This window comes from Vibrio sp. J383, assembly GCF_023503985.1.
Taxonomy (GTDB): domain Bacteria; phylum Pseudomonadota; class Gammaproteobacteria; order Enterobacterales; family Vibrionaceae; genus Vibrio; species Vibrio splendidus.
This window is the reverse complement of sequence record NZ_CP097294.1, coordinates 1585921-1610588: the sequence shown is the minus strand read 5'-3', so window position 1 is coordinate 1610588 and position 24668 is coordinate 1585921. Positions and strand designations below refer to the sequence as shown.

The window sequence follows — 24668 nt, the reverse complement described above, 5'->3', positions numbered from 1 at the left end:
ATCCTTATATCAGAACCGAAAGGTGGTACGTAAACGTTTGCGTGGCGATAGTACTGTATAAATTTGCCAAGTAAAGGCAAACCACACGAATTATGTGCTGGAAGATAACAGATCTAAAGAGTCATTGCGCGAGATCAAATGTTAAATGAGCAAAATATTCGATGTGACTACCTTCAGCTGTTGTTATATTAGTGCTGAATACAAAAAGGGCTGCATATAGCAGCCCTTCAGGAATGGAAAATCTAGCTGGTCATCAACTTTGATGAGTTAACAACCTGGCATGGTTGATTATCGATCCCAGTATGTTTCTTCTAAGCTATCTTCGCGTTCTGGTAGTGCACGAGAAAGGCGAGGAGAGTGCTGAGTCAATACTTCGTAGCTTACGCGGTTTGCGTACTTACAAATTTGAGACAGTGACGAGTAAGTTAAGCACGCGTGCTCGTGTTTCTCTGAATTCGGTACGTTCACGTGATGGTAACTGTTCGCCGCCATGTCATGTAGAAGTGCCGAAAGCGCGCCATCACCAGCACCGTTTGTGTTTTTAATCTCAAGTGGGCCACCTAAGTAAGGGCCGATGTGAGAGTACACTTTTACTGGGTCTTTACAGTCTTGCTTACGCATCGCACGGCTGAATTCGTATTTGTTAAATTCAGGAATGTTACCCGGTAATAACGGTAGTGTTGTTTCGCGTTTCGCTGGCTCGTCAGTGTAGCCTGCCATGTATAAGCCGACAGGGCCTGCAGTGCAGAGAACTAGGTCAACCCACTCAAGCGCTTTGTTCGCCGCTAGCAAAGGATCTTTTTCACCGGTTAAGGCTTCACCTTCATCTTCGTTCATTGCGACGATGGTTACGTTCTCTTTCAGGTATTCTTGCCACCATTTAGCGTTACCTTCGATCACGTACTTCGTACCAAGCGTCAGTACAACTGGCACATTGTGCGCTTTCGCGTATTCAATCGCTTTTTGTACCGCTTTTGGCATCGGATCTTCAGGCTTACCGCGCATTAAGTATGAAGACACAACCAATGCAGACGCTTTTTCAAAAATCTGTTCAGGAATACTTTCAGGGAGTAGTTGGTTCATGTGTCCTTCGTTGATCGCAAACGTACGTTCGCCATCTTCGGTAATGAGCGTGTAACAACGACCAATTGGACCATCAACGGTTTGTAGGTGGTTTAAGTTCATACGAGAAGAAGTGCGGCAAAGGTAGCGGTAACCAAATGAGCCAACTTCAATCTTCTTAGACATTACGCCAAGCAGGACAGATTTACTGTCTGCAAGTACGGAATAGTTGTGCAATGTATTGCCGATAGTATCGCCAGGGTATTGATGCGTGATCAAACCGCGTTGAACTAATTCTTCATACAGCGCATCTGCTTTACTTTCTTCCAATACTAGTGAGTGACCTTTACTCAGCTCGTATTTTTCTAGGAACGCGTTGTCAACACGGGCCTCGATATCAACAATAGTTTGACCCACACCGACAATTGTTGCGCGGTGAAGTTTAGGTGTTTGTTGAATTTGGTTGACCAACGGATCACGGGCGTGAGTTGGAAAGTAGTGCTTAGATTTACGCTGTCCAGGAAATTTCATATGACAAATACAGTGAAAAAATTTTGCCGCATGATATCACATTTTGTTTCTGTTTCTTTCATTTTTATTACATTTTGAATCACCTGCGCAATGTCTGTACAGGTGATTCAGCTTACTCTTGCTTCAGACCATTCGTGTGAGACTATTCGACTGGAACGAGTGTTGCCGGATCTACGTAAGCCTTTGTACCCCATAGCGGAACGGTTGAAAGGCTATGTTTGAAACTGCCTTCTGTTTCTTTGGTTGTGTAAGACAAGTAAAGCAGCGATTGATTCTCAGCATCGTAGATACGACGAACCTTCATCGTTTTAAAAAAGATACTTTTCGACTGCTTGAATACCACTTCACCTGATTTACTTTTGTCTATTTTAGCAATCATTTCTGGAGTGATTTCGCCCGTTTGACGACAAGAGATAGAGCTATCGCTTGGATCAGAAAGGCTAAGATTTGCTTCGATTGATGCAATGTGACAAGTCACACCTTCGATCTTATCATCATCTAAAGATGACATTTTGATATCCTTAAAGGAGTGATTTTATTCCCAAAGATAACATTACCCCTCCACCCCTTACTAATCAGTTAGTTATAGATTGGGTTGCTTGGTCTATTTACTTATTATGATGTAAAAGTCCGCACGTTAATCTCAAAAGAACACTCAATCTACGTTTTAATTATGCAACGAGAGTAGTACAATTTGAATGCAAGCTTAAACATCAAATTGAAGGTTTCGATTGAATAATAAATACGAAATAGAGCAATACAATATTGTTTCAGAAGATAAAAACACTTCGTTTATGACGCCAAAAGACAAAAGAGGTTCCAATTTTTCACTCTTTCACTACACTGACTTGAATGCATTAATTTCGATTTTAAAAAATCATCAATTGTGGCTAACCGATAGCTTGTATTTAAACGACTCTGAAGAAATGTTTGATGGTGTGAAAATTTTAACCGATTCGATTCACTCTGATGATCTCAATGTTATCTCGTCTGAGATAAAAACGGATATTAGTAGTGCTATCGAACATATCAAAAGCAGAAATATCCCACCTCATTATATTGCCAGCTTCAGTGAACAGAGTGACTTATTGAGTCAATGGCGAGCTTATGGAATGTTTTGTATAGAGTTTGATTCTTCAAAAATTAATAACATTCAATGTGCCTACTCTTCAAGAAATAAGTCTGAAGTTGCTTATAGTAGCATCAATAATTGTAATGAAGCCATTCAGCTATACAAAATGCAAGGAGCTAATTTTTTTGCGAAGAGAACACTTTACCTTGAACTCATTATCGCAAGTTTGAGGATGAAAAATGAAGGATTTTCTGAAGAAAAAGAGCATAGGATGATAGTGTCTATCGAAGGGCAAGACCGAGCAAAAAAGGTTCAGTTTCGTGCAAGTAACAATATTGTCATTCCTTATATTGCTTGGGACTTCGATCCTAAAGCGATTAAAGCTATTCATATAGGTCCAGTGAAAGACAAAGCGTTATCTCGACAGTCGATTGAAAATATGCTTTGCCATCTTTCTGATGTATCACCTGAGCTATATGGTCACATAGAAGTGAAAGAGTCAGTAATCTCATACAGAAGTTAGGTCAATTATGAAACTAATCACAAATAACAAATCACTGGAAAGGACACTAATCCAGTTAGCAAATAAATACGAACAAATTTCAATAGCGGTAGCTTGGGCTTCGGCTGGCACAAAGTTCTTTGATGCTTTATTAAGTAACAGAGAGAAGATAGCCGAATCGACAATTGGCACTCATTTCTATCAAACAGATCCAGATGTATTGAGAGCATTTGTCGAAAGTGCTCAAGTTCACTTCGTGATGCAGCCAAGCGGAGTGTTTCACCCAAAACTCTATTTTTTCCGAACAGGTAGTAAGTGGGAAGCAATTATCGGTAGTGCCAACATGACTAATGGTGCATTTACTGTAAACAATGAGATGAACGTACATCTTACGGATAAAGATGATGCAGATGGCTCTACATTAGAGCAGATAATAAATCAACTGAGTGAATATCATGATCTTGGTATCTCAGTAAGTGATGGGTATGTACATACATACAGTGTGTACCAAAAGAAGCAAAAATCGAAATTGGATAAGCTTAGTGGACAATATGGTTCGACTAAAACTACAAAACTATTGTTTGACAGTGTTGTTATGCAAATGGGTTGGTCTGATTATGTTGAAAGGGTTCAACAGGATGTCAATCATGCAATTGAAGAGCGTTTAGAGCTACTGGACGTTATTCAAGGCTATTTCCAAGAATACGATACCTATGAAGCTATGCCGCTTGGTGCAAGAAAGACCATTGCTGGTTTACCCAATGATACACATGAAAATTGGGGTTGGTTTGGAAGTATGAAAGGAGCTGGGGTATATCACAGCAATATAAACAACAATAACCCTTACATATCCGAAGCATTAGATCACATCCCTCAATACGGCAAGATTACACTGTCACAATACAATGGATATGTTGAATCGTTTAAGAAAGCTTTCCCTAATGGTCGAGATGGTATCAGCATAGCAAGTCGTTTATTAGCGATGAAACGTCCTGACTTCTTTGTGTGTATTGATTCGAAAAATAATAAAGCAATGTGCTCTGATTTCGGTATCAAAGTTTCAGGTATGACATATGAGCGTTATTGGTCAGAGTTAATCAGTCGAATTCATGATTCGTTGTGGTATGAAAAAAATCAGCCGAGCGATGACTTTGAGGATCAAATCTGGAAAGGGCGCGTAGCTTTACTGGACTGTATTTTTTATGAAGAAGAGTAAGCACCACAAGCTAATTACTAAATAAGGGCTTAGATCATATGACAAAAACAGAGATATACGATTTCATTGGTGAGTTAGCAATTGCCTTATACTCAAAGCAAATCACGATAAGCCTTTCTGCCTTGAATGCAATTTTAGAGGATAAGGGAGTTGCATATGGTAATAACAGAGGGTTAGCTTCTGGCGTAGCTGCGGCTTATCGTCATTGGGAACAGAAAGATCCTGTGATCTATCATGCAATTGCATTCACTTTTAGAGATAAACACGGAAACATCCCTTGGGATTAAAACTAAAATTGTGTTCAATGTCTAATAAATAATTGCCCCCGTCTTCTGGTGGTTATAGTTATGAAACTAACAATCAGTCCGTACAAACCGCAATTGAATTAGTCAAACAAATGATGAATTACTCTTATCAACTTTGATTGATGAAGAAAAATTTAATAAGTCGTTTTCAGTAGCCCAAGCTCAAAGAAAACTATATTGGGGCAATTGGAGAGCTAAAAACGTTTGCACAAGGGCGGTATCAAAAGGTTTGTTGGAGTTGACTGAAGTAGATAAGAAATTGATCTACACAGTTTTGTGAACGAAAGAAGCTACTCAAATGAGTGGCTTCTTTCACCTATGGTTAATGTAGTTTTATACTTCAAGCTGAATTAACCATTTATTATGAAGTATAACTACATTAGCAGTTTTTTTAGCTTAGAAGCTAAAATGTTTGAGCGTAAGGTTACAAATTGGTCATAATTTTCAAGGCTAAGATCTGTATCAGGAATGTGGTGTGCCAATAAAAACTGTTCTTTGATAATTCCAGATTTTTTAACTTCATGATCTACCCATAACGCTAATGGTGTATCATTTTTAGACATATTTTCGTTGGCATCTAACATTTGTATGTTTCTGAGAGAGTTATATGAACTCCAACCATGAGTATATATGTCAGAATCATTAAGGTAATGAAAAGATGATTCTGGATGTAGGTGATCTTTATGAAAATTATTATTTTTATAATCAAGGTTTGGATAAAGCAATGCTAAAAGAGAAAATGCATATTTATTACCATATTGAGTGTTTAATAATTCATCAATGAACTCTTCACTAATACCTGTATCTTTTCTAATTTCTTTATTAATAGTGTTTACTGGGAAAGCTGATAGATCTTCACTTATGGGGGCGATTGATACATCTGATGTAAAGGCTTTACGGATTTGATTTAAAACTGAATCCGATGTACCACCAAATAAACGCTTAACTAAAGTTGTGTGTAACCATTTCTTAATGATATCTCGGTCTTCTTTATGAGAAGACTTAGTAACAAAGTTTTCAGAAAAATTTCTGTGATAGATGTAGTAAACTATCGGGATAACAGCGTTCTTTGATGTTAATGTTGCGTCAGTAAAGCCATAAGATTTTATTAGATCAAATGTTGTTAATATTGCATCCCTAATGTTTTCCCATTCATTTTCAAAATCTTCTGCATTTGTCTTAGAAAAATTAGTAACTTTAAATTTTATATCTTTACTATGCAAATATAAGAAACTTTTTAGGACAATATCTTTTGATACATAGAAGCCTTTATCTCTTATTGTATCAACTAAGCTGTGTATTGACTTTCGAGCATTTTTTGTTTCCCAATTGGCAACTGCAATTGACATGATTAGATCAGAAAAATCTAAAGGTTCGCCACCGCTATTAATTCGAATGAATATATTTAATGCTTTATCTATATCTTGATCTTTTTCAAGGAAGAAATTGACGAGCCTTTGAGAGTGAATCACATTTTTTAATCGAGAAAGTGATTGGTAAGAAAAACGGTTATTTTTATAACCATTATCATCTAAATACTCGTTAAACTCAAAGTCATCGCTTAGTCCATAGATGTCTGAAACTTTAAACCATTGATCAGAGGATTTCTCAACATCAACCACAGTTAAAAACTTAAATTCATATTCTCTACCATCTTCTTCATTAACAAGTGGTTTAGTCAGGTTTAAATAGAGGTGACGAGTAGGGTAAACACGTTCACTATTTTCTTCTTTTAATCGAGGTCTTCTAAATGCATAACTGCCTCTAAGTCCGATATAGAGTGATGTCAAACGCTGTTGCCCATCCAGAACAGCATGGAAATCATTATGGCCAGATGTATTTATTTCTTCGTTATGAGTATTGTATCGTTGTCTAAAATTGCGTATAAATTTATAAAACTTAAACTTATTTTTAGTATCGGATTCGACTCTCCAAAAAAGAAATGAGCTGATTGGGTAGTTACGCATAATCGAATCGAAGAGCCATTCAATCTTTTCATGCTTCCATTTAAACTCACGTTGTATAGATGGTAAAAGGTACTTTTGTTTTTCTATATTATCTATAGCTTCTGCAATAGTGATAGGAGCTTCAAATGACATTCAGTTTCCTTATGCTACGGATTAGTTCATTTTCAATTCTTTATTATACCCTTAACCCTCACAACATAAACAAAAGTTCTATAACTTAAAGACAATTGACAGCCACTCATTTATTGTCTTCTTCAACATCAGCTTAATTTGGAGTTGGCTCTACATATGCTTTCGTTCCCCACAATGGAACGGTAGATAAACTATGCTTAAAGCTACTGTCAGTCTCTTTGGTCGTATATGATAGGTAGAGTAGGGTTTGGTTCTCTGCGTCATAGATGCGTCTGACTTTCATCGTTTTGAAGAAGATGCTCTTAGATTGCTTAAAAACCACTTCACCTGATTTTGATTTATCAATTGTGGCGATCATTTCAGGTGTAATTTCACCAGTCTGACGACAAGAGATAGAACTATCACTCGGATCTGCGAGAGAAAAGTCTGCTTCAACTGAAGCTATATGACAAGTTACTCCTGATATTTTGTCATCATTTAAATTTCTTAACGAAATATCCTTTAACGAAAAAATCCCTAAATCTACACTACCTACCTCATTATCAGAACAGCCTGAAAGTAGAGTAGTCATGCAGATCGCCATTAATATTTTTTTCATCAATAAATCCCTGTTGTATAGCATAATTTTCTGATTGTAGCACAAACAGTAGTCAATCTGTTTTGGGAGTGTATAATGGTGTCTAAAAGAGGTGTTTATCTTTCATTGTGAAGAATCCCAAAGAGACGTCGCCAACCTCGTTGTCCGAACAGCCTGCCAACATTGTGATGATACCTGCTGCTATTAAGGCTTTTTTCATAAGAAGTCCTTTTTATTTATATAGTTCTGTTTACTATAAGGATATTGAAAGCTTGAATACGAGTGTAGAGCTTTTCACCGAGTTCTTAAAGGATGTTATGAGAGAATGAAAAATATGAAGCATTTAAAGTACTTGTTGGCGTTAGTCATGCTCTGTATCCTTCCTGCATGTAGCTCGGCTCCTACGCCGACCATATGTCTCCCAAATAACTGTGATATTTGGGGTTACTAATCTTAGGTACTAAAAGAATGAATAACGAAATACCTGAAAGCGCACATAAGAAAAACCAATGGCTGTTTAGCCAACTCGACATTGCTTATCCCGCAAAGGAGAGCTTGCTAGGTCGAGAACTTTATAAAAGCAGACTCCCATCCAAGAATTACCAACTCCTCGCTCAAGATCAAATTCCTTCCCAAATTGATGAACTGCATAAAGTCGATTTCCATAAACTGACGGTACTTTTTTCACTTAACCAAGCCAGTGTTTATCACGATGAAACCGAAAGGGCATATATGCTTGAGTTCTTGAGTCAGATTATGTTATCTGATGAGCATGTTTTATACATTGGAACTCAAAATGGTGATGTTGTGGCGAGTGCTATTGTCACAGAAGTGGAAGACTCTCTGTTGATCTCCGACGTGATTATTGAAAACGGTCAAGATATCAAGGGCTTTGCCAAGCAGTTACATGATTTTTGGGCACAAGATCATGCTTCTCACGATAAAGTGTGGGTCGAGAACTAAAGATTCTTTGAGAAAGCGTTAATCTAAGTACAATACCCCATCTTTTATAAAGGGTTTTGTATGTACAAGCTATTGATATCAATCGCTGTATTGTGTGTTAGCGCTTTTTCTACAGTCAGTTTTGCTACCGACTGGGATATCAAACGCATCCTAGTTTTACACTCATACGAACCTTCTTACCAATGGACTGCTGACTTTCAGAAAGGGATAGACAGTGCGTTCAGCCAATCTCAAACCGAAGTGAAACTCTCAATCGAGTATTTAGATACAAAGCGCGTCCATAGCTCTGAGTACTACGACTCTCTCGCCGATTACTTACAAGCCAAATACGCAGGTTATAAATTTGATGGGGTTATTGCGACTGACGATAACGCGGCTAATTTCCTTGAATCACTGAGTGCGTTGATTGACCGTGCGACACCTATTGTTGCGGCGGGTATCAACGACATAAGCACCGATATGTATGCGGTGTCTGATAGAGCGACTGTGCTTTATGAGAACGATCAGATAGACGTCAATATTAAGCTGATCTCTAAACTAAGACCTAATCTAAAGAACCTCTATTTCATCAATGATTACAGTGTCACTTCTGAGCTAATCCGTAAAGATATAAGCCGTATTATGGCAGACTTTCCATCGATTAATTTGGTCGAAATACGCGATTTGTCGCTCAAGCAAACAAGTGAGTTCTTGAAAGGGGTATCTGCTGACGATGCAGTCTTACTGAGCCACTACAATACTGAGTTAGATCAAGGTGTATATCATACCTATCAAGAGGTCGCGGAAACCTTATCTGCATCGAGCGCCGCACCAGTGTTTGCGTTATGGCAGTTTAATATAGTCGGTGATGTACTCGGAGGTTATGTAAACCACTCACGAAGTATGGGTGAAGAGGCCGTTAGTGCATTGGATAAGTATGTGCCTCTTAATTTTTCTACACCTTTAGTTCCCGGTGACAACAAGCGTTTTGTTTTCAATTATCCGGCGCTTAAAAAGTTTGTTATTGGTGATAATGTACTGCCGACAGGATCTGTGATTGTTAACGAGCCTTCCTCCTTTTTACAAAAGAACTTTCAATTGTTGTTGGGCTTAATCATGGTCATTACAGGGCTGAGCATGATTATCGTGATGCAATTTATTACCCTGCGCCAAAAGAAAGAGTTGGCAAAAAAGAACAAGCGAATCCTTGCACTACAGAAACAAACTTTGAATGTTCAAAAAGACATGATTCATGTGCTGGGTGAAGCCATTGAAACTCGCTCTGGTGAGACGGGGAATCACGTTAAGCGTGTAGCCAAGTTATCCGCTTTGCTTGCTAAGTATCGTGGCTTGAGCCATCGCGAGGTCGAGATGATTGAGATCATCAGCCCAATGCATGATGTCGGTAAGATTTCGGTTCCGGAATCTATCTTAGATAAACCAGGTAAATTGACAGACCAAGAGTGGGATGTAATGAAACTTCACACCACTGCGGGCTACAATTTACTGAAGAGCGGAGCGGGTGATATTACCAACCTCGCGGCAATCATTGCTAACGAACATCATGAGCGTTGGGATGGCGCTGGATACCCTAATGGCAAGGTAGGTGAACAAATTCACTTGTTTGCTCGTATCACTGCCGTAGCCGATGTATTTGACGCATTGCTTAGTGCTCGTTGCTATAAAGATCCATGGCCATTAGAGATGGTGGTCGACTTGTTCGAGAGAGAGTGTGGCTATCAATTTGATCCTCAGTTAACCAAACTGCTACTGAAACACCTGCCCGAGTTTGTCGCTATCCGAGATTCGTATCCCGATACTGGAACTGTAGAATATGCGTCTGTACCTTCGATTGAAGTTAAGATTCTAGAAGAGTCGGTTGTTAGCTAACTCTCGCTCTATCTGAATAGTCTACAAGTCTTGGTTTCTTTATCAATTCACCCTAATCCGACTAGGACGTGGCAATTTATATTTTCCACTGAAATTAAGTCGTTTATGTAAACCTTGCAGTATTTGGTTTTGCAGATTATGGTTTAATTTGATGAAAGCTGTTGCTTATGTCGAGCCATAAGGTGATCAAGCCCATATTTCGCGAAGAGAAATAAGCCTGTGTCCGTAAACTGTTATCTTAATCATCCCGCGCATTGAAAGAACACTATAGGATAAAACTTGAATTCAATGCGAGTGAGAGAGCTATGCGGTTAGAACAGACTAAATGTGTAATTTTCGATTGTGATGGAACACTCATCGATAGCGAAAAGCTGTGTTGCCAAGCCTTGGTGAATGTATTCACCGGCTTTGGGGCGGAGCTAAACGTTAATGACTGCTATGCGCACTTTCAAGGTGGAAAGCTGGCCGACATCTTAATGGATACACAAGAACGTTTAGGGCTATCTATCTCGATTGATACGCTTGAGCCGTTATATCGTATTGAATTAGAAGCTTTGTTCCAACGTCATTTAAAGCCGATGGATGGTGCCATCGAGCTCATTGAATTCCTAAAGCGACAGGACATCGAATTTTGTATCGCTTCTAATGCGCCTAAGTCTCGGGTTGAATCTTCATTGGCAATGACAGGAATGCTCGACGACTTTAAAGGTAAAGTGTTTTCAGCTTTTGATGCCAACAGCTGGAAGCCAGAACCTGACCTGATTATGTATACAGCCATGAATATGGGCTTTTTACCCAATGAGTGTATCTATGTGGACGATACTTTGAAAGGAATTGAAGCGGGTGTTCGTGCGGGTATTCAATCATTCCGATTGCGCCCAAGTATTAATGAATCAATCGTAGATCCCGAAGCCGACTCATCAGAGGTAGCGGCTCAGGATATCTACAGTTTGGAAGAGATTTCGGTTTGGATTAATGGCAAACACTGCTCAAATGGTGGAATACCGAACCCTGCAGCTTTGGTGGGGTAGAGCCTAGCTGAAGGCTGACTACCTTACTAAATTGTTTAGTGTGAAAACCGCAAGATGCACAAGTAAACTTTTCTCCACTTTCTGAGAGTAGATATTCGTCGTGTTGGCATAAAGGGCATGTAATGTCGTCGGTGTTTGGTGTTTCTCTTTTATTCATTATGTGTCACCTGCAGCAAGAGGGTAAGCGAAAAAAGACCCGTTTAATTAGATTACCCCTAAGCTCGAATATTAGACAGTTTTGACACTTGATAATCTCGCCTTTGCGACTTGCTTCATGGTAATGATAATCTCATCGTTAAAGACCATGTGTTTATTGTTGTTATTAAAGGAAGCTGTTATTAACGGAAGTTGTTATTAGTGAAAGTTGCTATTAACGGGCTTTACTATTGGCGGACGTTGCTATAAACGAACGTCGATAAAAAAGGACTCATGATGAGTCCTTTTTAGTTTCGCTGAATTTAACTTGGTTAGCTTAATGGTTAGCTTAAGTCATCACTCAAACCTAAGTGCGGTATCTTGCCAAAGTTTTAGACAAAGAAACTGATGCGTCTGTCAGTGTCGACACGCCATTTGAAGAGTTTTGAGCCACTTCTTTAATCACATCGGATTGACTGCGAATATCGTTAAGCTCAGCTGCGATGGTGTTCGCTACGTTGCTTTGCTCGTCCGCTGAGGTTGCAATCTGAATACTCATATCCATTAGCGCTTGAGCTGAGTCAGCAATCGAGTTTACATCGTCCCCAATGTTTGAAATTAGTTGGCTGCTTGTTTGCGCTTGGTCGACCGTTTGCTCGGTGATCTTAGCGATATTTTGGCTCTCTTGCTGTAAGCGTTCAATCATTGCTTGGATTTCAACCGTAGCCGACTGAGTGCGACTTGCAAGCGTTCGTACTTCATCAGCAACGACAGCGAAACCACGGCCTTGTTCACCCGCACGAGCAGCTTCGATCGCCGCGTTCAGTGCAAGCAAGTTAGTTTGCTCTGAAATAGCGTTGATCGTCGTGATCACTTCATTAATTTGACTCGTGTTCACATTCAAGCTGGTAACTGAAGATGAGGTTTGCTCAATCAAAGAAGAGAGCGTGGTGATCTCTGAGATGGCTTGTTGAACTTTCGTATGGCTGTCGTTGATTTGCTGCGCGTCTTGTTCAGTTTGTTCAGTTGAACGTGCTGAAATGTTAGAGACTTCATTGGCTGAAGCGGTCATTTGATCCATGGCAGTAGCAACAGAGTCTAGAGACGCATTCTGGCTCATGATTTGTGTTTCACTGCGCTTCATCTCAGTTTCGAAAGAAGCCGATGTTTCGCTTAGTGTCGCTGCACTGTGGTTTACGTTGTTGACTAGCTCACTAAGCGTGTCCATTGAACGGTCAAGTGCACAACCAATCGTACCGAACTCATCACGTCCTGGGTGGAAACCAAGGCGTGATGTTAAGTCGCCATCACCAATTTTTTGAGTAGTTGAGTAAAGCACCCACAATGCACCGCCTAGAAAAGTAGCCACCCAGTAACAGAAAAGACCAAAAGGCACACACCACAAAAAACTGAGTAATAAAGAGTACAGTGCTTGCTGCTTTTGATTCTGTGTATCGAGATTTGAAACGGTAAGAGAGTAGTAGTTACCATCTTGTGCAATGGCTGTTGCTGTAACTGCACCATTCTTCAATATGGTTGTTTCTTGAGGACGTGTTTGTTGGCTAACTGAACGAACGGAAGCTGGGGAATCTGACGCTGATAAGATACCTTGCAATTGATATTCAACCTGCTGTTTTGCACTCGCGTCAATTTGTTCCATATTGTTGACGTAGTTGAGGCCAGCGAGGCTTGCCACAGCGGCAAAAAAGATCAAGAAAATGACCCAAAATTTGTCGTTGATAGACATTTTAATAAACAGTTTATCTATCGTTCGAAATTGTACTTCTTTCATAAAAACTCCACGGTAAATCCTTTACCGTGGACTCTAAATAACCGACCTCAATAAAAATGTGATGCTAATCGACTAATTGTGAAAATTAATGATACCAACATATCGTTTATGAGACATCTATCAAGTATTTTTGTTCTCTATGGGTTTATTAGCCCAGAGAAGGCAATAGCCCTACTGAAATAAGGATTTGAATCGCAATGATAAACACGCCTACGCTGCCAACTAAAAACAACGCTTTACTTCCACCGAGCACTTGGTAAGTCGCTTCTGTACCTTGAGGTTCTACAGAGAAATCCGTGTAACGAATCTTGTATACCATCACTGTCGGCAGCAAAATTGCGAGCACTGAAAGTGCTATGGCTGCGTAACCCAGAGCTGTAATGAAACCCTGTGGGTAGAACAAGGCAAAACCTAATGGCGGTAAGAAAGTGATAGCGGCCGTTTTAACGCGTTTTGCACTGCCTAGTTTCTTGCTCAGTGAATCCCCCATGAATTCAAATAACCCCAAGCTCACACCAATAAAAGAAGTCAGCAGTGCAAGGTCTGCGAATACGCCAACGATCACGCTAAGGTTTGATTGATGAACGGTTTGTGACAATGAGACTAATAGTGCGCCCAAACTTGTATCCGACAAAAGCTGCTCTTGGCTAATCACACCTAGAGTTACACTCTGCCAGAAAACATAGATGACCAAAGGCAGTGCAGAGCCAATAATCATGACCTTACGTAGAGAGCGAACGTCACCATCTAGGTATCGAACAATTGAAGGGATGCTGCCGTGGAAGCCAAAAGAGGTAAACACAACTGGGATCGCTGCAACAATCAGCCCTTGCTGTAAAGGCATGCTCATTAGGTATTGAGAGGTGATGTTTGGTGCTAGGAAGCTGAGTACCAGTACCATCGCAATCAGTTTAAGTCCGAATAAAACGCGGTTAACTTTATCAACACTGTGCGTACCAATCGTAACAACGCCAGCAACTAACATTGTGAATAGAAGGGTTGTGATTTGGCCATTAAGCTCAATGCCTGAAATATCCGAGATACGTTGATTAAACTGCGCACCACCGCCTGCAATATAAGCTGCACACAGAGCGTAGAAAAGGAACATAACTGCAAAGCTAGCGGTCCACTTACCTTTTGTCCCTAAAATTTTGTCAGCTAGCGTGTGTAGGGTTGCGTCAGAATCAGCGAATTGATGTAGTTCTACCATTAACAATGCAGTAAAGGCCATTAGGGCCCATAAGCCCAGCATTAGAAAAAGTGAGGTTGAAAAGCCAATACCTGCAGAAGCAAGTGGAAGAGCGAGCATGCCAGCACCAATAGTGGTGCCTGCAATGATCAAAGTACTACCAAAAACCTTTGATTTATTCATTGTATATAATTCTTTACGTTAGGGTGTGTTTTCATTGTAATTCTTCTAGCTTAAGCGCATAAACCCAAAGAATATCTCGATTTTTAAGTATTCTGATTGAGTTTAATTCCAAATGCAATGCCCAATGTAATTAAAAATATCCACTGTAAACTATATTTTACGATTGGTGGGCTGGAAGCACTTAAATGCCCGAAGCAAACGTTTGACCATGATCTGCTTCAAAATTTGTAGAGTAATTTGTTGTACTTGGTGTAAGGTGACAGTACATATGTCGTTCGCGTATACCCCTTTAGCGTAAACAAGCGCTAATGATCGCGAGTAGCTTCAAGCTATAAATATGGAATGGGTAGAGTAGAGTGCGTTCATCAAAGTGACATAATATAAGTCCAAGATGGTGCACTAGTTAATCGGACATCATGTCCGCATCAAGGAATAGAGGGGGCACTATGAGTGACCAATCTTTTAATGACGAAAGTCTTGAGTTGTTAGATGCCATGGAAATTGGCATTGATTTATCTGACTACGAGCAGGCGGTTAAACAATTAGCAGAAGAGCTTTTCAAGTCTTCAAACTAGGTTTTACCTGAACTAAAGGTTTCTGTAGTTCAACGTTCTCAAATTAGACAATTCTTAAACTGAGCAAATCTCATTCGCTCACACGTCATAACAAAACTATCCTCATTAAAGTTCGCGAAGATAAACGAGTACGTTTACCATGTTACTTAGTTCTCGATACTTTAATGAGGTTCAATGAACTTTCTCGCACATCTCCACATCGCTCAACACTGTAAAAGTAACTTAGCGGGTAATCTGTTAGGTGACTTCGTTAAAGGCGACCCTAATAAACACTATTCAACCTCGCTTTCAGACGGAATAAGACTTCATCGATTTGTGGATAGTTACACAGACCGCCACGATGTATCCCGATCGGCAAAATCGCTTTTTTTAGACCAAACGCGTCGCTTTGCACCTATTGCACTGGATGTATTCTGGGATCACTGCTTAGCCAATCATTGGACTCAGTTCTCGCAGCATACGTTAGAGCGTTTTTGTTTCGATAGTCATCAACAGATCTTTGAACATCAAGAGCCACACTGGCCTGAGAACTTCATTACGATTCATCAGAAGATGGCTGAACAACGTTGGCTGGAAAGCTATCAAGACATGTCTTCCATAGAAGTGGTATTGCAACGTATGGCTTTGAGAAGGCCCAAGCTAGGGATGCTCAAAAATTGTTACGACGACCTCGAACGTCACTATGATACGTTGCAGTGTCACTTTAATGAGCTGTATCCTAACGTTTTGGAAGAAGCGAAGCAGTTTAATGCACTTCAAATGAAGAAAAATCAAAAGGAAAGGTAAACAGCGTAATGCAGGTTTGCTACAATCCGCGCCTATTTAATCTTTGAGCATCATACTATGTCTGAATCTACCCAATCTTTTAACCAACTAGGATTGTCTGAGCAACTTCTTACAACGCTATCAGAGCTAAACTTTACGGCTCCGACTAGTGTTCAAGAACATGCTATTCCATTGGTATTGGAAGGCAAAGATGTACTGGCTGGTGCGCAAACGGGTACCGGTAAAACCGCGGCGTTTGGTTTGCCGATTATTCAAAGATTAATCGAGACTAAAGACAATGTTATTCCGAATCCTAAGCTCGTTCGTGCACTTGTGTTAGTGCCAACGCGTGAATTGGCACAACAGGTGTTTGATAACGTAACGAGTTATGCGAAAGGCACCGATATTAAAGTTGTGGTGGCTTACGGCGGCGTTAGCATGAAGGTTCAAACCGATAACTTACGCGGAGGCGCCGACATTCTTGTAGCGACGCCTGGTCGTCTTATTGACCATATGTTCACTAAGAACATTATGTTGAGCCAAACGGAAGTGCTGGTATTAGACGAAGCAGACCGCATGCTAGATATGGGCTTCATGCCTGACATCAAACGCATTCTTTCTCGCATGAATGACGTACGTCAGACGCTGTTCTTCTCTGCGACGTTCGACAATAAAATTAAAGCACTTGCACATCGAATGATGCAGTCACCAAGCGAAATTCAAGTTACGCCAAAAAACAGCACCGCTGACACCGTTACCCAGATGGTTTATCCGGTTGATAAATCGCGTAAAAGTGAACTATTGGCTTATTTGATTGGCTCAAAAAACTGGCAACAAGTGTTGGTGTTCACGAAAACTAAGCAGGGTACTGATGCTCTAGTTAAAGAGCTTAAGTTAGACGGCATCAAAGCGGCATCAATCAATGGTGATAAGAGCCAAGGTGCGCGCCAAAAAGCACTGGACGATTTCAAATCAGGCAAGGTGAGAGCGTTGATTGCAACCGACGTGGCAGCGCGTGGTATTGATATCCAGCAGCTAGAACAAGTTGTGAACTATGACATGCCATTTAAAGCTGAAGATTACGTACACCGCATCGGACGTACTGGCCGTGCAGGTAATACCGGCTTAGCGATTTCTTTGATGAGTCAGGATGAAGCGTACCTATTGGGTGACATTGAACGCTTACTTGATACTCGCTTGCCTCAAGAGTGGTTAGAGGGCTTTGAACCAAGCCTAGAAAAAGATGTAGCCCCTGATCGCGGTGGTCGCAGTAAAAGTCGTTCATCAGAAAAACGTAAGATCAAAGCGAAGCTTAAGATTCACCAAAACCGCGGTAAAGCACGTCGCTAACAAGCTAGACAAAGCTCCAGTTTAAAGATCTATAGATATAAAAATGCGCCGTTACAGTTGGTTCTGTAACGGCGCATTTTTGTTTCAAGTAAATCAATTTACGACCAAGGAAGATAAAACACTGGATTAATGATGTTCTTGATTACACTTCCATACACAGGGCACTTCATAAATTAGCTCTTCTAGGCTAGTTGGGTTTAGCACCCATTGGTCTTCGATTCTAAACTTGCTGACCATCTGCGTGTTGAAAAGCTGCCAATGCTTAAGTAGGGCATCTTCGGGCGAGGTGACCATATCGCCTTCATTCCAAGTGCTCTCCATGAAGGGAGTTAGGCATACCGCTCCGTGCGCATACATGATCATTTGCCACTTAATCTCATAAATGTTGATCAAGTTCTCTGGATTCGCATCGTTATATTGTTCAGCTAACATGTTTATTTCTTTTTCGACATCGCCAACATTGTCGATAAAGTAATCGACCAAGTTGTCTTTTTGGCGAACAGAGTCAGTGATAAGTTGCATCGGTTTTCGTGAGTGAATCATGTTGCTAAAGAGGCGCATACTAAATAAATAGATAGTAATGTTTGGTGCGACGCCTTTTGGTAACTCTTCCACTATCTTAGCAATATAAGACTGAAAATAGGCGTGTAAACAATCGCTTATCGCATGCCAAATTTTTTCTTTGCTGCCAAAGTGGTGGCGAATAAGGCTATGCGATACACCTGCTTTTTCACTGATGTTACGAAGCGAAACGCTATCATAACCATGCTCACAGAACATATCCGCAGCAACACCCATGATCAAAAATCTCGTCTCTTCAGCGTCTTTTGCGCTTCTTCTGCCTTGTTTCTTTTCAGTCATCTTCATTTCACACATTTACCTGATTACCACATTCTACACTGTTTTTACTCAAATAAAAAATACTGCACAGGTGGAAAGTAAAGCTTGTGGATTACGGAATTTTGAATATACTGCCCATCTGTGTAATAAATCATAATAATTAAATGGAGAGACATCATGCAGTCCAATTTGTCTATCAATGCCATATCGAGCAAGCGCATGGGAGCTGTGATTGCAGCACTATTGCTCGCAGGCTCTTTGACCGGATGTAATAAGGTTCAGTCAGAAGAAACGGTTCAAGTTGTTAAGCCTGTAAAGCTGTTTGAGATTCCTTTGCAGACGGATATCGAGCTTGATAGCTTTATCGCAAAAGTGGATGCAACCGACCGTGCTGCGCTTTCCTTCCAAGTAGGAGGCGACATTGAAACCTTCGATGTTCGTATGGGACAAGAAGTGAATAAAGGTCAGGTGCTCGCCGTATTAGATGCGACGGATTACCGTATTGCGGTTGATGCAGCACAAGCCAAATTTGATCTTGCGAATAGCCAATACAAACAAGCTTCTGAGTTGTACGCGAAAAAGTTAGTCAGTACCGATTACTACGACCAAGCCGTGAACACCTTTACTGCCGCTGACGTTGAGTTGGACCAAGCAAAAACAAACCTTGGCTACACCACCTTAGTTGCTCCATTCGATGGCGTGGTATCGATGGTGTTTGGAAAACAATATCAATTGATCGCAGAAAAGCAGCCTGTACTGAATATTTTGAATCACAGTGAAATGGACGTGACGTTTTCTATTCCAGTATCAAAGCTTGAAGATCGTTCTATTCAAGACCTAACGAGCTCAAACATGTGGGTTGTGATGGATAGCCACCGTGGTATTCGTATCCCGACTCGCTTTAAAGAAATCTCTACACAACCAGATGAAGACACCAACAGCTACCAAGCGGTTGTATCTATCGAAAAGCCGGAAGGCATCAATTTACTTTCTGGGATGACAGCGCAAGTTGAAGTTCAGAAGCATAAATCTGACTACGGTATTGGCATTGTTGATTCAGCTTGGTTAACCAAAGAAGCTGACCATGGTGAGCTATGGCGCTATAACCCTGATTCTCAATTGATTTCTAAAGTACAAGTCCTTCTTGATGAGCAAGGCAAGGTTATTGATGGATTGTCGTCTGGCGACCTTATCGTTGAAGCGGGTGTGGATGTGTTATTCGATGGGCAGCAAGTAAAAGCTTGGTTACGTGAGGGCGGTATTTAATGAACCTTTCCAAATTATCAATTGTTGTCACGTCGGCTATGTTACTTCAAGCCTGTAACAGTGAAGCCGTACACCGTGAACAACCCCCTCTGCTAGTTTCTACCTTTGAAGTTGGCGCGCCGCTGACTGATCAATTCAGAAGTTTTAACGGTCAGGTAATGCCCGCTGAATTGACCCCATTGGCATTTAAGCTCGCAGGCGAAATCCAACAAGTCTTGGTAGAAGCCGGTGACAACGTCGAAAAAGGCCAGCTACTTGCAACCTTAGACAACGCAACGTATCTCCAAGATCTGACTGATGCTAACTCTCAATTCAAACTGGCGAGCAAGCAGTTGGCCCGTGGTACGGAGATGTTTGGTAGCAAGATGTTGTCGCAGTCAGAGTTAGACCAACTAACGGCTAACTATAAGCTGGCATCGGCGAATTTGGCAGCTGCAGAACGCAAGCTAAGTTACACAGAGCTTTTAGCGCCATTTTCCGGGACCGTTTCTACCGTGGACAAGCAACGTTTCGAAAACACGACAACGGGTGAAACACTATTGAGCGTGTACCAGAACGATAAGGTGTATGTACGAATTCAAGTATCAGATTCAATCTTGGCATCGATCAGTCCAGACATGCGTTCAAATAGCTATCGTCCTGAGGCGACCTTTGGCGGTCACACTGGCCAATATCCACTGACGTATTTGGAGCACACCAGTGAATTGCACCCGCAATCGCGTACTTACGAATTTTGGATGCAGATGCAACAACCTAAAAACGAAATCCTGCCGGGCACCAGCGTTACGGTGAACGTGGATATGGCGAAAGCCGGCTTGAGCGATGTTCAAGGCTACCAATTACCAATGACAACTTTAGAAGCGGGTTCTGAAGTGAATCAGTTTTATGTGTGGAAAATGGAAGACGGACAAGCATTCAAAAGCGAAGTAGAAGTCGACAAGATCAGTGGCCAAGGCGCATTAATTGCTCACGGTGTTGAGCAAGGTGATCGACTCGTAAACTCGAATCTAAGAAAACTCCGTGACGGAATCAAATTGTCAGGAAAAGCAGAATGAACATCGCAGAATATTCAATAAAAAACAAAGTAATCAGCTGGCTGTTTCTCGTCATATTGGCCATTGGTGGCGTGACGTCTTTTGGTAATCTATCCCGTTTGGAAGACCCAGCTTTTACCATTAAAGATGCAATGATTATTTCAACTTACCCTGGCGCTACGTCAATGGAAGTTGAAGAAGAGCTGACTTACCCGCTTGAAAAAGAGATAAGACAGCTGCCTTATATCGACAAGATTACCTCAACGTCGTCGAATGGTATGTCTCAAATTATGGTGAGCATGAAGATGGACTACGGTCCAGACGAGCTACCACAAATCTGGGATGAAATGCGTCGTAAGATCAACGATCTACAGCCCACGCTACCTAGTGGTGTTAACTCAGTTCAGATCATTGATGACTTCGGTGATGTGTTTGGCGTGATGATCATGTTGACGGGTGATGGCTACGATTACGTTGAGCTTAAACAATATGCTGATTATCTAACCCGTGAAATCGAATTGGTCGACGGTGTAGGCAAAGTAAGCATTGCAGGTGACCAACAAGAGCAATTGTTTGTTGAGATGTCACTTGAGCGTTTAGCCGCGCTGAATCTAGATATGTCGATGGTTACATCACTGCTATCACAACAAAACAGTGTGGTGTCAGCCGGTGAGGTAATGCTCAATGGCCAAAACCTAACGATCAAACCGAATGGCACTTTAAGTACGGTTGAAGAACTAGAAAACTTAATCATTCATGGCCGCGATACAGGTAACCTAATTCGCTTAAAAGATGTCGCTGAGGTCACTCGCGGAATCCAAGAAAAACCAGGGAATGTATTAACTTATAACGGCAAACCAGCAATCAACCTAGGCATTGCGTTCTCTTCGGGCGTAAACGTGGTGGAAATCGGTAATGCGCTTGATGCGGAACTTGATCGTTTAGAAAGCATTAAGCCAGCCGGTGTTGAGTTGAATTACTTCTACAACCAAGCGCAAGAAGTGGACAAGTCGGTTGCTGATTTCTTGATCAGCCTAGTGGAAGCGGTCGCAATTGTTATCATCGTACTTCTGTTCGCGATGGGCTTACGCAGTGGTTTGATCATTGGTTTGGTTCTGCTGCTGACTGTATTCGGTACGTTCATTCTGATGGACTACAACGATGTTGAACTGCACCGTATTTCACTTGGCGCATTGATCATCGCGCTTGGTATGCTGGTGGATAACGCAATTGTTGTCGTTGAAGGTATTCTGGTTGGCCTGAAAAAAGGTAAAACCAAGCTTCAAGCAGCGAAAGACATCGTGACACAAACACAATGGCCACTGTTAGGTGCGACCATTATCGCTATCACAGCGTTTGCACCGATTGGTTTGTCGAAAGATGCAACGGGCGAGTTCATGGGTTCGCTGTTCTGGGTACTGTGTTTCTCACTGTTTTTGAGTTGGGTAACAGCACTAACACTAACGCCATTCCTTGCCGAGATGCTGCTTAAAGAAGAAGACAAGGTTGATGAAAACGTAGACCCTTACAAAGGCATCTTGTTCGTTGTATTTGGTGCGTGCCTGAAAGTAGCGCTTCGATTTAGATGGCTTACTGTAGTAAGTATGGTCGCGCTATTAGCAGTTTCCGTTGTCGGTTTTGGTATGGTGAAGCAGCAGTTCTTCCCGCCATCAAATACGCCAATGTTCTATGTAGACATGTGGATGCCAGAAGGTACGGATGTACGTGAAACGATCAAACAAACTGAAAAGGTTGAGAGCTACATTCGTCAACAAGATGACGTGGAGTTTGTGACAACAACGGTTGGGCAGGGTATGCAACGTTTTGCGCTGACATATCAACCAGAGAAAAGTTACGAAGCCTATAGTCAGCTACAAGTTAGAACCACTGACCGTGACACCATGTTCGAAGTCCTAGAAGAGTTAGACAAGGACTTAGCCAACAAATTTGAACAACCTACGTTCCAATTCAAATTGATTGAGTTTGGCCCGTCACCAGCTTCAAAAATCGAGGCTCGTATTAGTGGTGCCGACCCACAAATCTTGCGCAGTATTGCGGTTGAAGTGGAAGATATCTTGTTAGCGGACCCAGGCTCTCGAAATGTTCGTCACGACTGGCGTGAACGTACCAAAGAGCTAGTGCCACTGTTTAACGAATCAAAGGCTCGTCGTCTTGGTATTTCAAAGACGGATCTGTCCGAGACGTTACAAATGGCGTTTGGTGGCTACAACATCGGTTTACTGCGTGATGGTACTCATATGTTGCCTATTGTTGCGCGTTTACCTGAAGCAGAGCGTTTTGATTTTGAATCACTAAACAATGTGAAGATTTGGAGCCCATCGCTGCAAACCTACATTCCAGTTGAACAAGTGATTGATGGTGTAGAGCTTCAATGGTCTGAACCACTGATTCAACGTCGTGATAGAAAACGTACGCTAACCGTACTGGCTGATCACGATGTATTGGGTGATGAAACGCCGGCTAGCTTGTTTGCTCGTGTTAAACCAAAGGTAGAAGCATTAGAGCTACCAGCAGGTTACAACATTAGCTGGGGTGGCGAGTACGAAAGTTCGAAAGATGCACAAGAATCTCTATTTGGTTCACTGCCAATGGGTTACTTGTTGATGTTTATCATCACCATGCTTTTGTTTAACTCGCTTCGTAAGCCACTTGTGATTTGGTTTACGGTACCACTTTCTATCATTGGTGTTTCGATTGGTCTGCTAGGGACTAATATGCCATTCAGCTTCACGGCGTTCCTTGGCCTACTGAGCCTAAGCGGCATGATTTTGAAAAACGGTATCGTCCTGCTTGACCAGATCAACACCGAACTCTCAACAGGTAAAGACCCATACCTAGCGGTTGTAGACAGCGCGATCAGTCGTGTACGACCGGTATCTATGGCAGCACTGACGACTATCTTGGGGATGATTCCCTTGGTATTCGATGCATTTTTCGGCTCAATGGCGATTACCATCATGGCAGGCTTAGGCTTTGCTACCGTACTAACGCTAATAGTAGTACCAGTGATGTTCGCTATTCTATATAGAATCAAACCGTCCACTGCGGGTTATTAGGGATTGATATAAAACAGATTCTTTTAAGCCAGCCCAGTCAGTTTTGACTGGGCTTTTTTATGGGTGTGACTTGGCGATACAAGATCGTGCTAAGAGACTATAGCGTCACCGAGCGTTGCGTTAAGAAAGAGATAGGTATTAAAAAGCCACTAACCAATGGTAAAGCGGCTTCCTGTAGAATAGAGAATAGAGAATAGAGAATAGAGAATAGAGGGCAGTTCTAGATTGCGAGGCGAATATCCAACTCAATCGGCTTTGGCATGGCTAAGTGATAACCTTGATACATATCGAAGCCTAAATTTTGCATCGCTGCGAGTTGTTGTTGGGTTTCTATCCCTTCGATTACTGTCTTCGCACCGATTTGTGTAGCAAGCTTTAGGGCCAATTCCATTTCACATGTGTCGCCTTGTTCAAAATCCAACATCACAGAGCGATCTATCTTGATGATATGAGGATTAATATGGCGAACCCGCTGTTCTGTTGACGCTTGTGTTCCGAAATCATCAACAGCGATTTGAAAACCATTTTCCGCTAATGAATGGGCCGCGTCTTTCAAACGTTCTTCACTCTCTACATTAAGCTCGACCAACTCCATCACAATTTGTTCGCACGATAAGTTAAGCTCATGCAGGCGCTTAGCTAACAAGCTATCGCTCACTTTCTCTGCAGCAAATAACTCGCCAACATTAGGAAGAACATTCAAGAATAGGTGTAAATGACGAATAGTCGACTGTGCGAAGTTGCGTATATGAATGGCTCGGCTCAGCCTCTCGACATTAATTTTGTCTGTGCATGAGGTTTCGTCGGAATGAAAGAAGTGATCAGGGCGAACAATGGCACCTTTGCTGTTCGAAATTCGAACTAAAGCCTCTACACCTATCTGAGTCATAGAAGAATCAAATATAGGTTGGTAGACACTTCTAAGTGTTAGGTCTTGATATTTCGCAATAAACTGCATATCGGCATCCACAGATATACAGCTAACAAATTCACTTCTGTCTGATAAAATCATAGTCGCTAATAAAGGTGTTTATTTAATGACGAGAATATACGTCACGGCTGTCACAATATTGACAGGTGTTACTAAATTGTCAATTAATAAAAATTCATTTGTAACGTCAATATTTAAATTAAAATAACTAACGAAAAATCAGCATGATAAATGACATTAACCATTAAATTTACTTATCATTGACTGTATTTGATAGTTTAAGTGAATCCAATGGCTGAGTAAC

Annotated in this window: 20 protein-coding genes and 1 pseudogene; 12 read left to right on the top strand and 9 right to left on the bottom strand. The window is 41.3% G+C overall.

Going from position 1 to position 24668, the window contains the following annotated elements; genetic code table 11:
* Positions 1 to 288: 288 nt before the first annotated feature.
* Both M4S28_RS23570 and M4S28_RS23565 read right to left on the bottom strand, forming a co-directional pair.
* Complete coding sequence (locus tag M4S28_RS23570) at positions 289 to 1593, bottom strand: inosine/guanosine kinase (RefSeq protein WP_249633022.1); 1305 nt, start codon at positions 1591 to 1593, stop codon at positions 289 to 291.
* A gap of 142 nt (positions 1594 to 1735) precedes the next feature.
* Positions 1736 to 2122, bottom strand: a pseudogene (locus tag M4S28_RS23565) (CreA family protein); the annotation flags it as partial.
* A 202-nt stretch (positions 2123 to 2324) separates the two neighbouring features.
* Here M4S28_RS23565 and M4S28_RS23560 point away from each other — a divergent pair.
* Genes M4S28_RS23560 through M4S28_RS23550 form a run of 3 tightly spaced genes read left to right on the top strand, consistent with a single transcriptional unit; the run spans position 2325 to position 4670 of the window.
* A complete protein-coding gene (locus M4S28_RS23560; RefSeq protein WP_249633021.1) occupies positions 2325 to 3188 on the top strand; it encodes a DUF2971 domain-containing protein in 864 nt (287 codons plus the stop codon).
* A 7-nt stretch (positions 3189 to 3195) separates the two neighbouring features.
* Positions 3196 to 4383: a phospholipase D family protein gene (locus M4S28_RS23555; RefSeq protein WP_249633020.1), complete on the top strand. Its 1188-nt coding sequence runs from the start codon at positions 3196 to 3198 to the stop codon at positions 4381 to 4383.
* Between the two features lie 38 nt (positions 4384 to 4421).
* Positions 4422 to 4670, top strand: a complete 249-nt coding sequence (locus tag M4S28_RS23550) for a hypothetical protein (protein WP_249633019.1) — start codon at positions 4422 to 4424, stop codon at positions 4668 to 4670.
* Positions 4671 to 5062: 392 nt separating this feature from the next.
* Here M4S28_RS23550 and M4S28_RS23545 read toward each other — a convergent pair whose 3' ends face one another.
* The 3 genes from M4S28_RS23545 to M4S28_RS23535 all read right to left on the bottom strand — a co-directional run bounded on the left by M4S28_RS23545 (position 5063) and on the right by M4S28_RS23535 (position 7584).
* A complete protein-coding gene (locus M4S28_RS23545; RefSeq protein WP_249633018.1) occupies positions 5063 to 6787 on the bottom strand; it encodes a DUF262 domain-containing protein in 1725 nt (574 codons plus the stop codon).
* 133 nt (positions 6788 to 6920) lie between these two features.
* Positions 6921 to 7385 (bottom strand): CreA family protein, encoded by a 465-nt coding sequence (locus M4S28_RS23540; RefSeq protein WP_249633017.1) that lies wholly within the window; start codon positions 7383 to 7385, stop codon positions 6921 to 6923.
* Between the two features lie 82 nt (positions 7386 to 7467).
* Positions 7468 to 7584, bottom strand: a complete 117-nt coding sequence (locus tag M4S28_RS23535) for a lipoprotein (protein ID WP_445329543.1) — start codon at positions 7582 to 7584, stop codon at positions 7468 to 7470.
* A 248-nt stretch (positions 7585 to 7832) separates the two neighbouring features.
* Between M4S28_RS23535 and M4S28_RS23530 the strand changes: the two genes are divergently transcribed.
* From M4S28_RS23530 to M4S28_RS23520, 3 genes are all read left to right on the top strand, one after another.
* On the top strand, positions 7833 to 8327 hold the full coding sequence (locus tag M4S28_RS23530) for a hypothetical protein (protein WP_249633016.1): 495 nt from the start codon (positions 7833 to 7835) through the stop codon (positions 8325 to 8327).
* 60 nt (positions 8328 to 8387) lie between these two features.
* On the top strand, positions 8388 to 10196 hold the full coding sequence (locus M4S28_RS23525; protein ID WP_249633015.1) for an HD domain-containing phosphohydrolase: 1809 nt from the start codon (positions 8388 to 8390) through the stop codon (positions 10194 to 10196).
* A 305-nt stretch (positions 10197 to 10501) separates the two neighbouring features.
* Positions 10502 to 11227, top strand: a complete 726-nt coding sequence (locus tag M4S28_RS23520; protein WP_029222642.1) for an HAD-IA family hydrolase — start codon at positions 10502 to 10504, stop codon at positions 11225 to 11227.
* 502 nt (positions 11228 to 11729) lie between these two features.
* On the opposite strand, the gene M4S28_RS23515 is transcribed toward M4S28_RS23520, so the two are convergent.
* Together M4S28_RS23515 and M4S28_RS23510 are read right to left on the bottom strand one after the other, a co-directional pair.
* A complete protein-coding gene (locus M4S28_RS23515) occupies positions 11730 to 13154 on the bottom strand; it encodes a methyl-accepting chemotaxis protein (protein ID WP_108214371.1) in 1425 nt (474 codons plus the stop codon).
* Positions 13155 to 13302: 148 nt separating this feature from the next.
* Positions 13303 to 14526, bottom strand: a complete 1224-nt coding sequence (locus M4S28_RS23510; RefSeq protein WP_249633014.1) for an aromatic amino acid transport family protein — start codon at positions 14524 to 14526, stop codon at positions 13303 to 13305.
* A gap of 446 nt (positions 14527 to 14972) precedes the next feature.
* Here M4S28_RS23510 and M4S28_RS26480 point away from each other — a divergent pair, with 446 nt between their 5' ends.
* From M4S28_RS26480 to M4S28_RS23500, 3 genes are all read left to right on the top strand, one after another.
* Entirely contained in the window at positions 14973 to 15101 is a 129-nt protein-coding gene (locus M4S28_RS26480; protein WP_004730901.1) for a hypothetical protein, read from the top strand.
* Between the two features lie 174 nt (positions 15102 to 15275).
* Positions 15276 to 15887: an acyl carrier protein phosphodiesterase gene (locus tag M4S28_RS23505; RefSeq protein ID WP_249633013.1), complete on the top strand. Its 612-nt coding sequence runs from the start codon at positions 15276 to 15278 to the stop codon at positions 15885 to 15887.
* A gap of 57 nt (positions 15888 to 15944) precedes the next feature.
* Positions 15945 to 17216, top strand: coding sequence for a DEAD/DEAH box helicase (locus M4S28_RS23500; protein ID WP_249633012.1), 1272 nt, complete (start codon positions 15945 to 15947; stop codon positions 17214 to 17216).
* Between the two features lie 126 nt (positions 17217 to 17342).
* Here M4S28_RS23500 and M4S28_RS23495 read toward each other — a convergent pair whose 3' ends face one another.
* Complete coding sequence (locus M4S28_RS23495) at positions 17343 to 18083, bottom strand: TetR/AcrR family transcriptional regulator (protein WP_017081129.1); 741 nt, start codon at positions 18081 to 18083, stop codon at positions 17343 to 17345.
* A 150-nt stretch (positions 18084 to 18233) separates the two neighbouring features.
* On the opposite strand from M4S28_RS23495, the gene M4S28_RS23490 reads away from it, so the two are divergent.
* Genes M4S28_RS23490 through M4S28_RS23480 form a run of 3 tightly spaced genes read left to right on the top strand, consistent with a single transcriptional unit; the run spans position 18234 to position 23433 of the window.
* Complete coding sequence (locus M4S28_RS23490; protein WP_249633011.1) at positions 18234 to 19322, top strand: efflux RND transporter periplasmic adaptor subunit; 1089 nt, start codon at positions 18234 to 18236, stop codon at positions 19320 to 19322.
* On the top strand, positions 19322 to 20377 hold the full coding sequence (locus M4S28_RS23485; RefSeq protein WP_249633010.1) for an efflux RND transporter periplasmic adaptor subunit: 1056 nt from the start codon (positions 19322 to 19324) through the stop codon (positions 20375 to 20377). The genes M4S28_RS23490 and M4S28_RS23485 overlap by 1 nt, the downstream gene beginning before the upstream one ends.
* Positions 20374 to 23433 carry an efflux RND transporter permease subunit gene (locus M4S28_RS23480; RefSeq protein ID WP_108149679.1) on the top strand — a complete coding sequence of 1020 codons (3060 nt, stop codon included), beginning with the start codon at positions 20374 to 20376 and terminating at the stop codon, positions 23431 to 23433. The genes M4S28_RS23485 and M4S28_RS23480 overlap by 4 nt, the downstream gene beginning before the upstream one ends.
* Positions 23434 to 23653: 220 nt before the next feature.
* Here M4S28_RS23480 and M4S28_RS23475 read toward each other — a convergent pair whose 3' ends face one another.
* Positions 23654 to 24391, bottom strand: coding sequence for an EAL domain-containing protein (locus M4S28_RS23475; protein ID WP_102450658.1), 738 nt, complete (start codon positions 24389 to 24391; stop codon positions 23654 to 23656).
* Positions 24392 to 24668: the final 277 nt, after the last annotated feature.

Excerpts from the sequence above, each read along its gene's own strand:
- M4S28_RS23515 (WP_108214371.1), bottom strand. The coding sequence starts at position 13,154 with ATGAAAGAAGTACAATTTCGAACGATAGATAAACTGTTTATTAAAATG.
- M4S28_RS26480 (WP_004730901.1), top strand. The coding sequence starts at position 14,973 with ATGAGTGACCAATCTTTTAATGACGAAAGTCTTGAGTTGTTAGATGCC.
- M4S28_RS23525 (WP_249633015.1), top strand. The coding sequence starts at position 8,388 with ATGTACAAGCTATTGATATCAATCGCTGTATTGTGTGTTAGCGCTTTT.
- M4S28_RS23550 (WP_249633019.1), top strand. The coding sequence starts at position 4,422 with ATGACAAAAACAGAGATATACGATTTCATTGGTGAGTTAGCAATTGCC.
- M4S28_RS23500 (WP_249633012.1), top strand. The coding sequence starts at position 15,945 with ATGTCTGAATCTACCCAATCTTTTAACCAACTAGGATTGTCTGAGCAA.
- M4S28_RS23545 (WP_249633018.1), bottom strand. The coding sequence starts at position 6,787 with ATGTCATTTGAAGCTCCTATCACTATTGCAGAAGCTATAGATAATATA.
- M4S28_RS23555 (WP_249633020.1), top strand. The coding sequence starts at position 3,196 with ATGAAACTAATCACAAATAACAAATCACTGGAAAGGACACTAATCCAG.
- M4S28_RS23520 (WP_029222642.1), top strand. The coding sequence starts at position 10,502 with ATGCGGTTAGAACAGACTAAATGTGTAATTTTCGATTGTGATGGAACA.
- M4S28_RS23510 (WP_249633014.1), bottom strand. The coding sequence starts at position 14,526 with ATGAATAAATCAAAGGTTTTTGGTAGTACTTTGATCATTGCAGGCACC.
- M4S28_RS23540 (WP_249633017.1), bottom strand. The coding sequence starts at position 7,385 with ATGAAAAAAATATTAATGGCGATCTGCATGACTACTCTACTTTCAGGC.
- M4S28_RS23485 (WP_249633010.1), top strand. The coding sequence starts at position 19,322 with ATGAACCTTTCCAAATTATCAATTGTTGTCACGTCGGCTATGTTACTT.
- M4S28_RS23490 (WP_249633011.1), top strand. The coding sequence starts at position 18,234 with ATGCAGTCCAATTTGTCTATCAATGCCATATCGAGCAAGCGCATGGGA.
- M4S28_RS23530 (WP_249633016.1), top strand. The coding sequence starts at position 7,833 with ATGAATAACGAAATACCTGAAAGCGCACATAAGAAAAACCAATGGCTG.
- M4S28_RS23475 (WP_102450658.1), bottom strand. The coding sequence starts at position 24,391 with ATGCAGTTTATTGCGAAATATCAAGACCTAACACTTAGAAGTGTCTAC.
- M4S28_RS23495 (WP_017081129.1), bottom strand. The coding sequence starts at position 18,083 with ATGAAGATGACTGAAAAGAAACAAGGCAGAAGAAGCGCAAAAGACGCT.
- M4S28_RS23480 (WP_108149679.1), top strand. The coding sequence starts at position 20,374 with ATGAACATCGCAGAATATTCAATAAAAAACAAAGTAATCAGCTGGCTG.
- M4S28_RS23570 (WP_249633022.1), bottom strand. The coding sequence starts at position 1,593 with ATGAAATTTCCTGGACAGCGTAAATCTAAGCACTACTTTCCAACTCAC.
- M4S28_RS23505 (WP_249633013.1), top strand. The coding sequence starts at position 15,276 with ATGAACTTTCTCGCACATCTCCACATCGCTCAACACTGTAAAAGTAAC.
- M4S28_RS23535 (WP_445329543.1), bottom strand. The coding sequence starts at position 7,584 with ATGAAAAAAGCCTTAATAGCAGCAGGTATCATCACAATGTTGGCAGGC.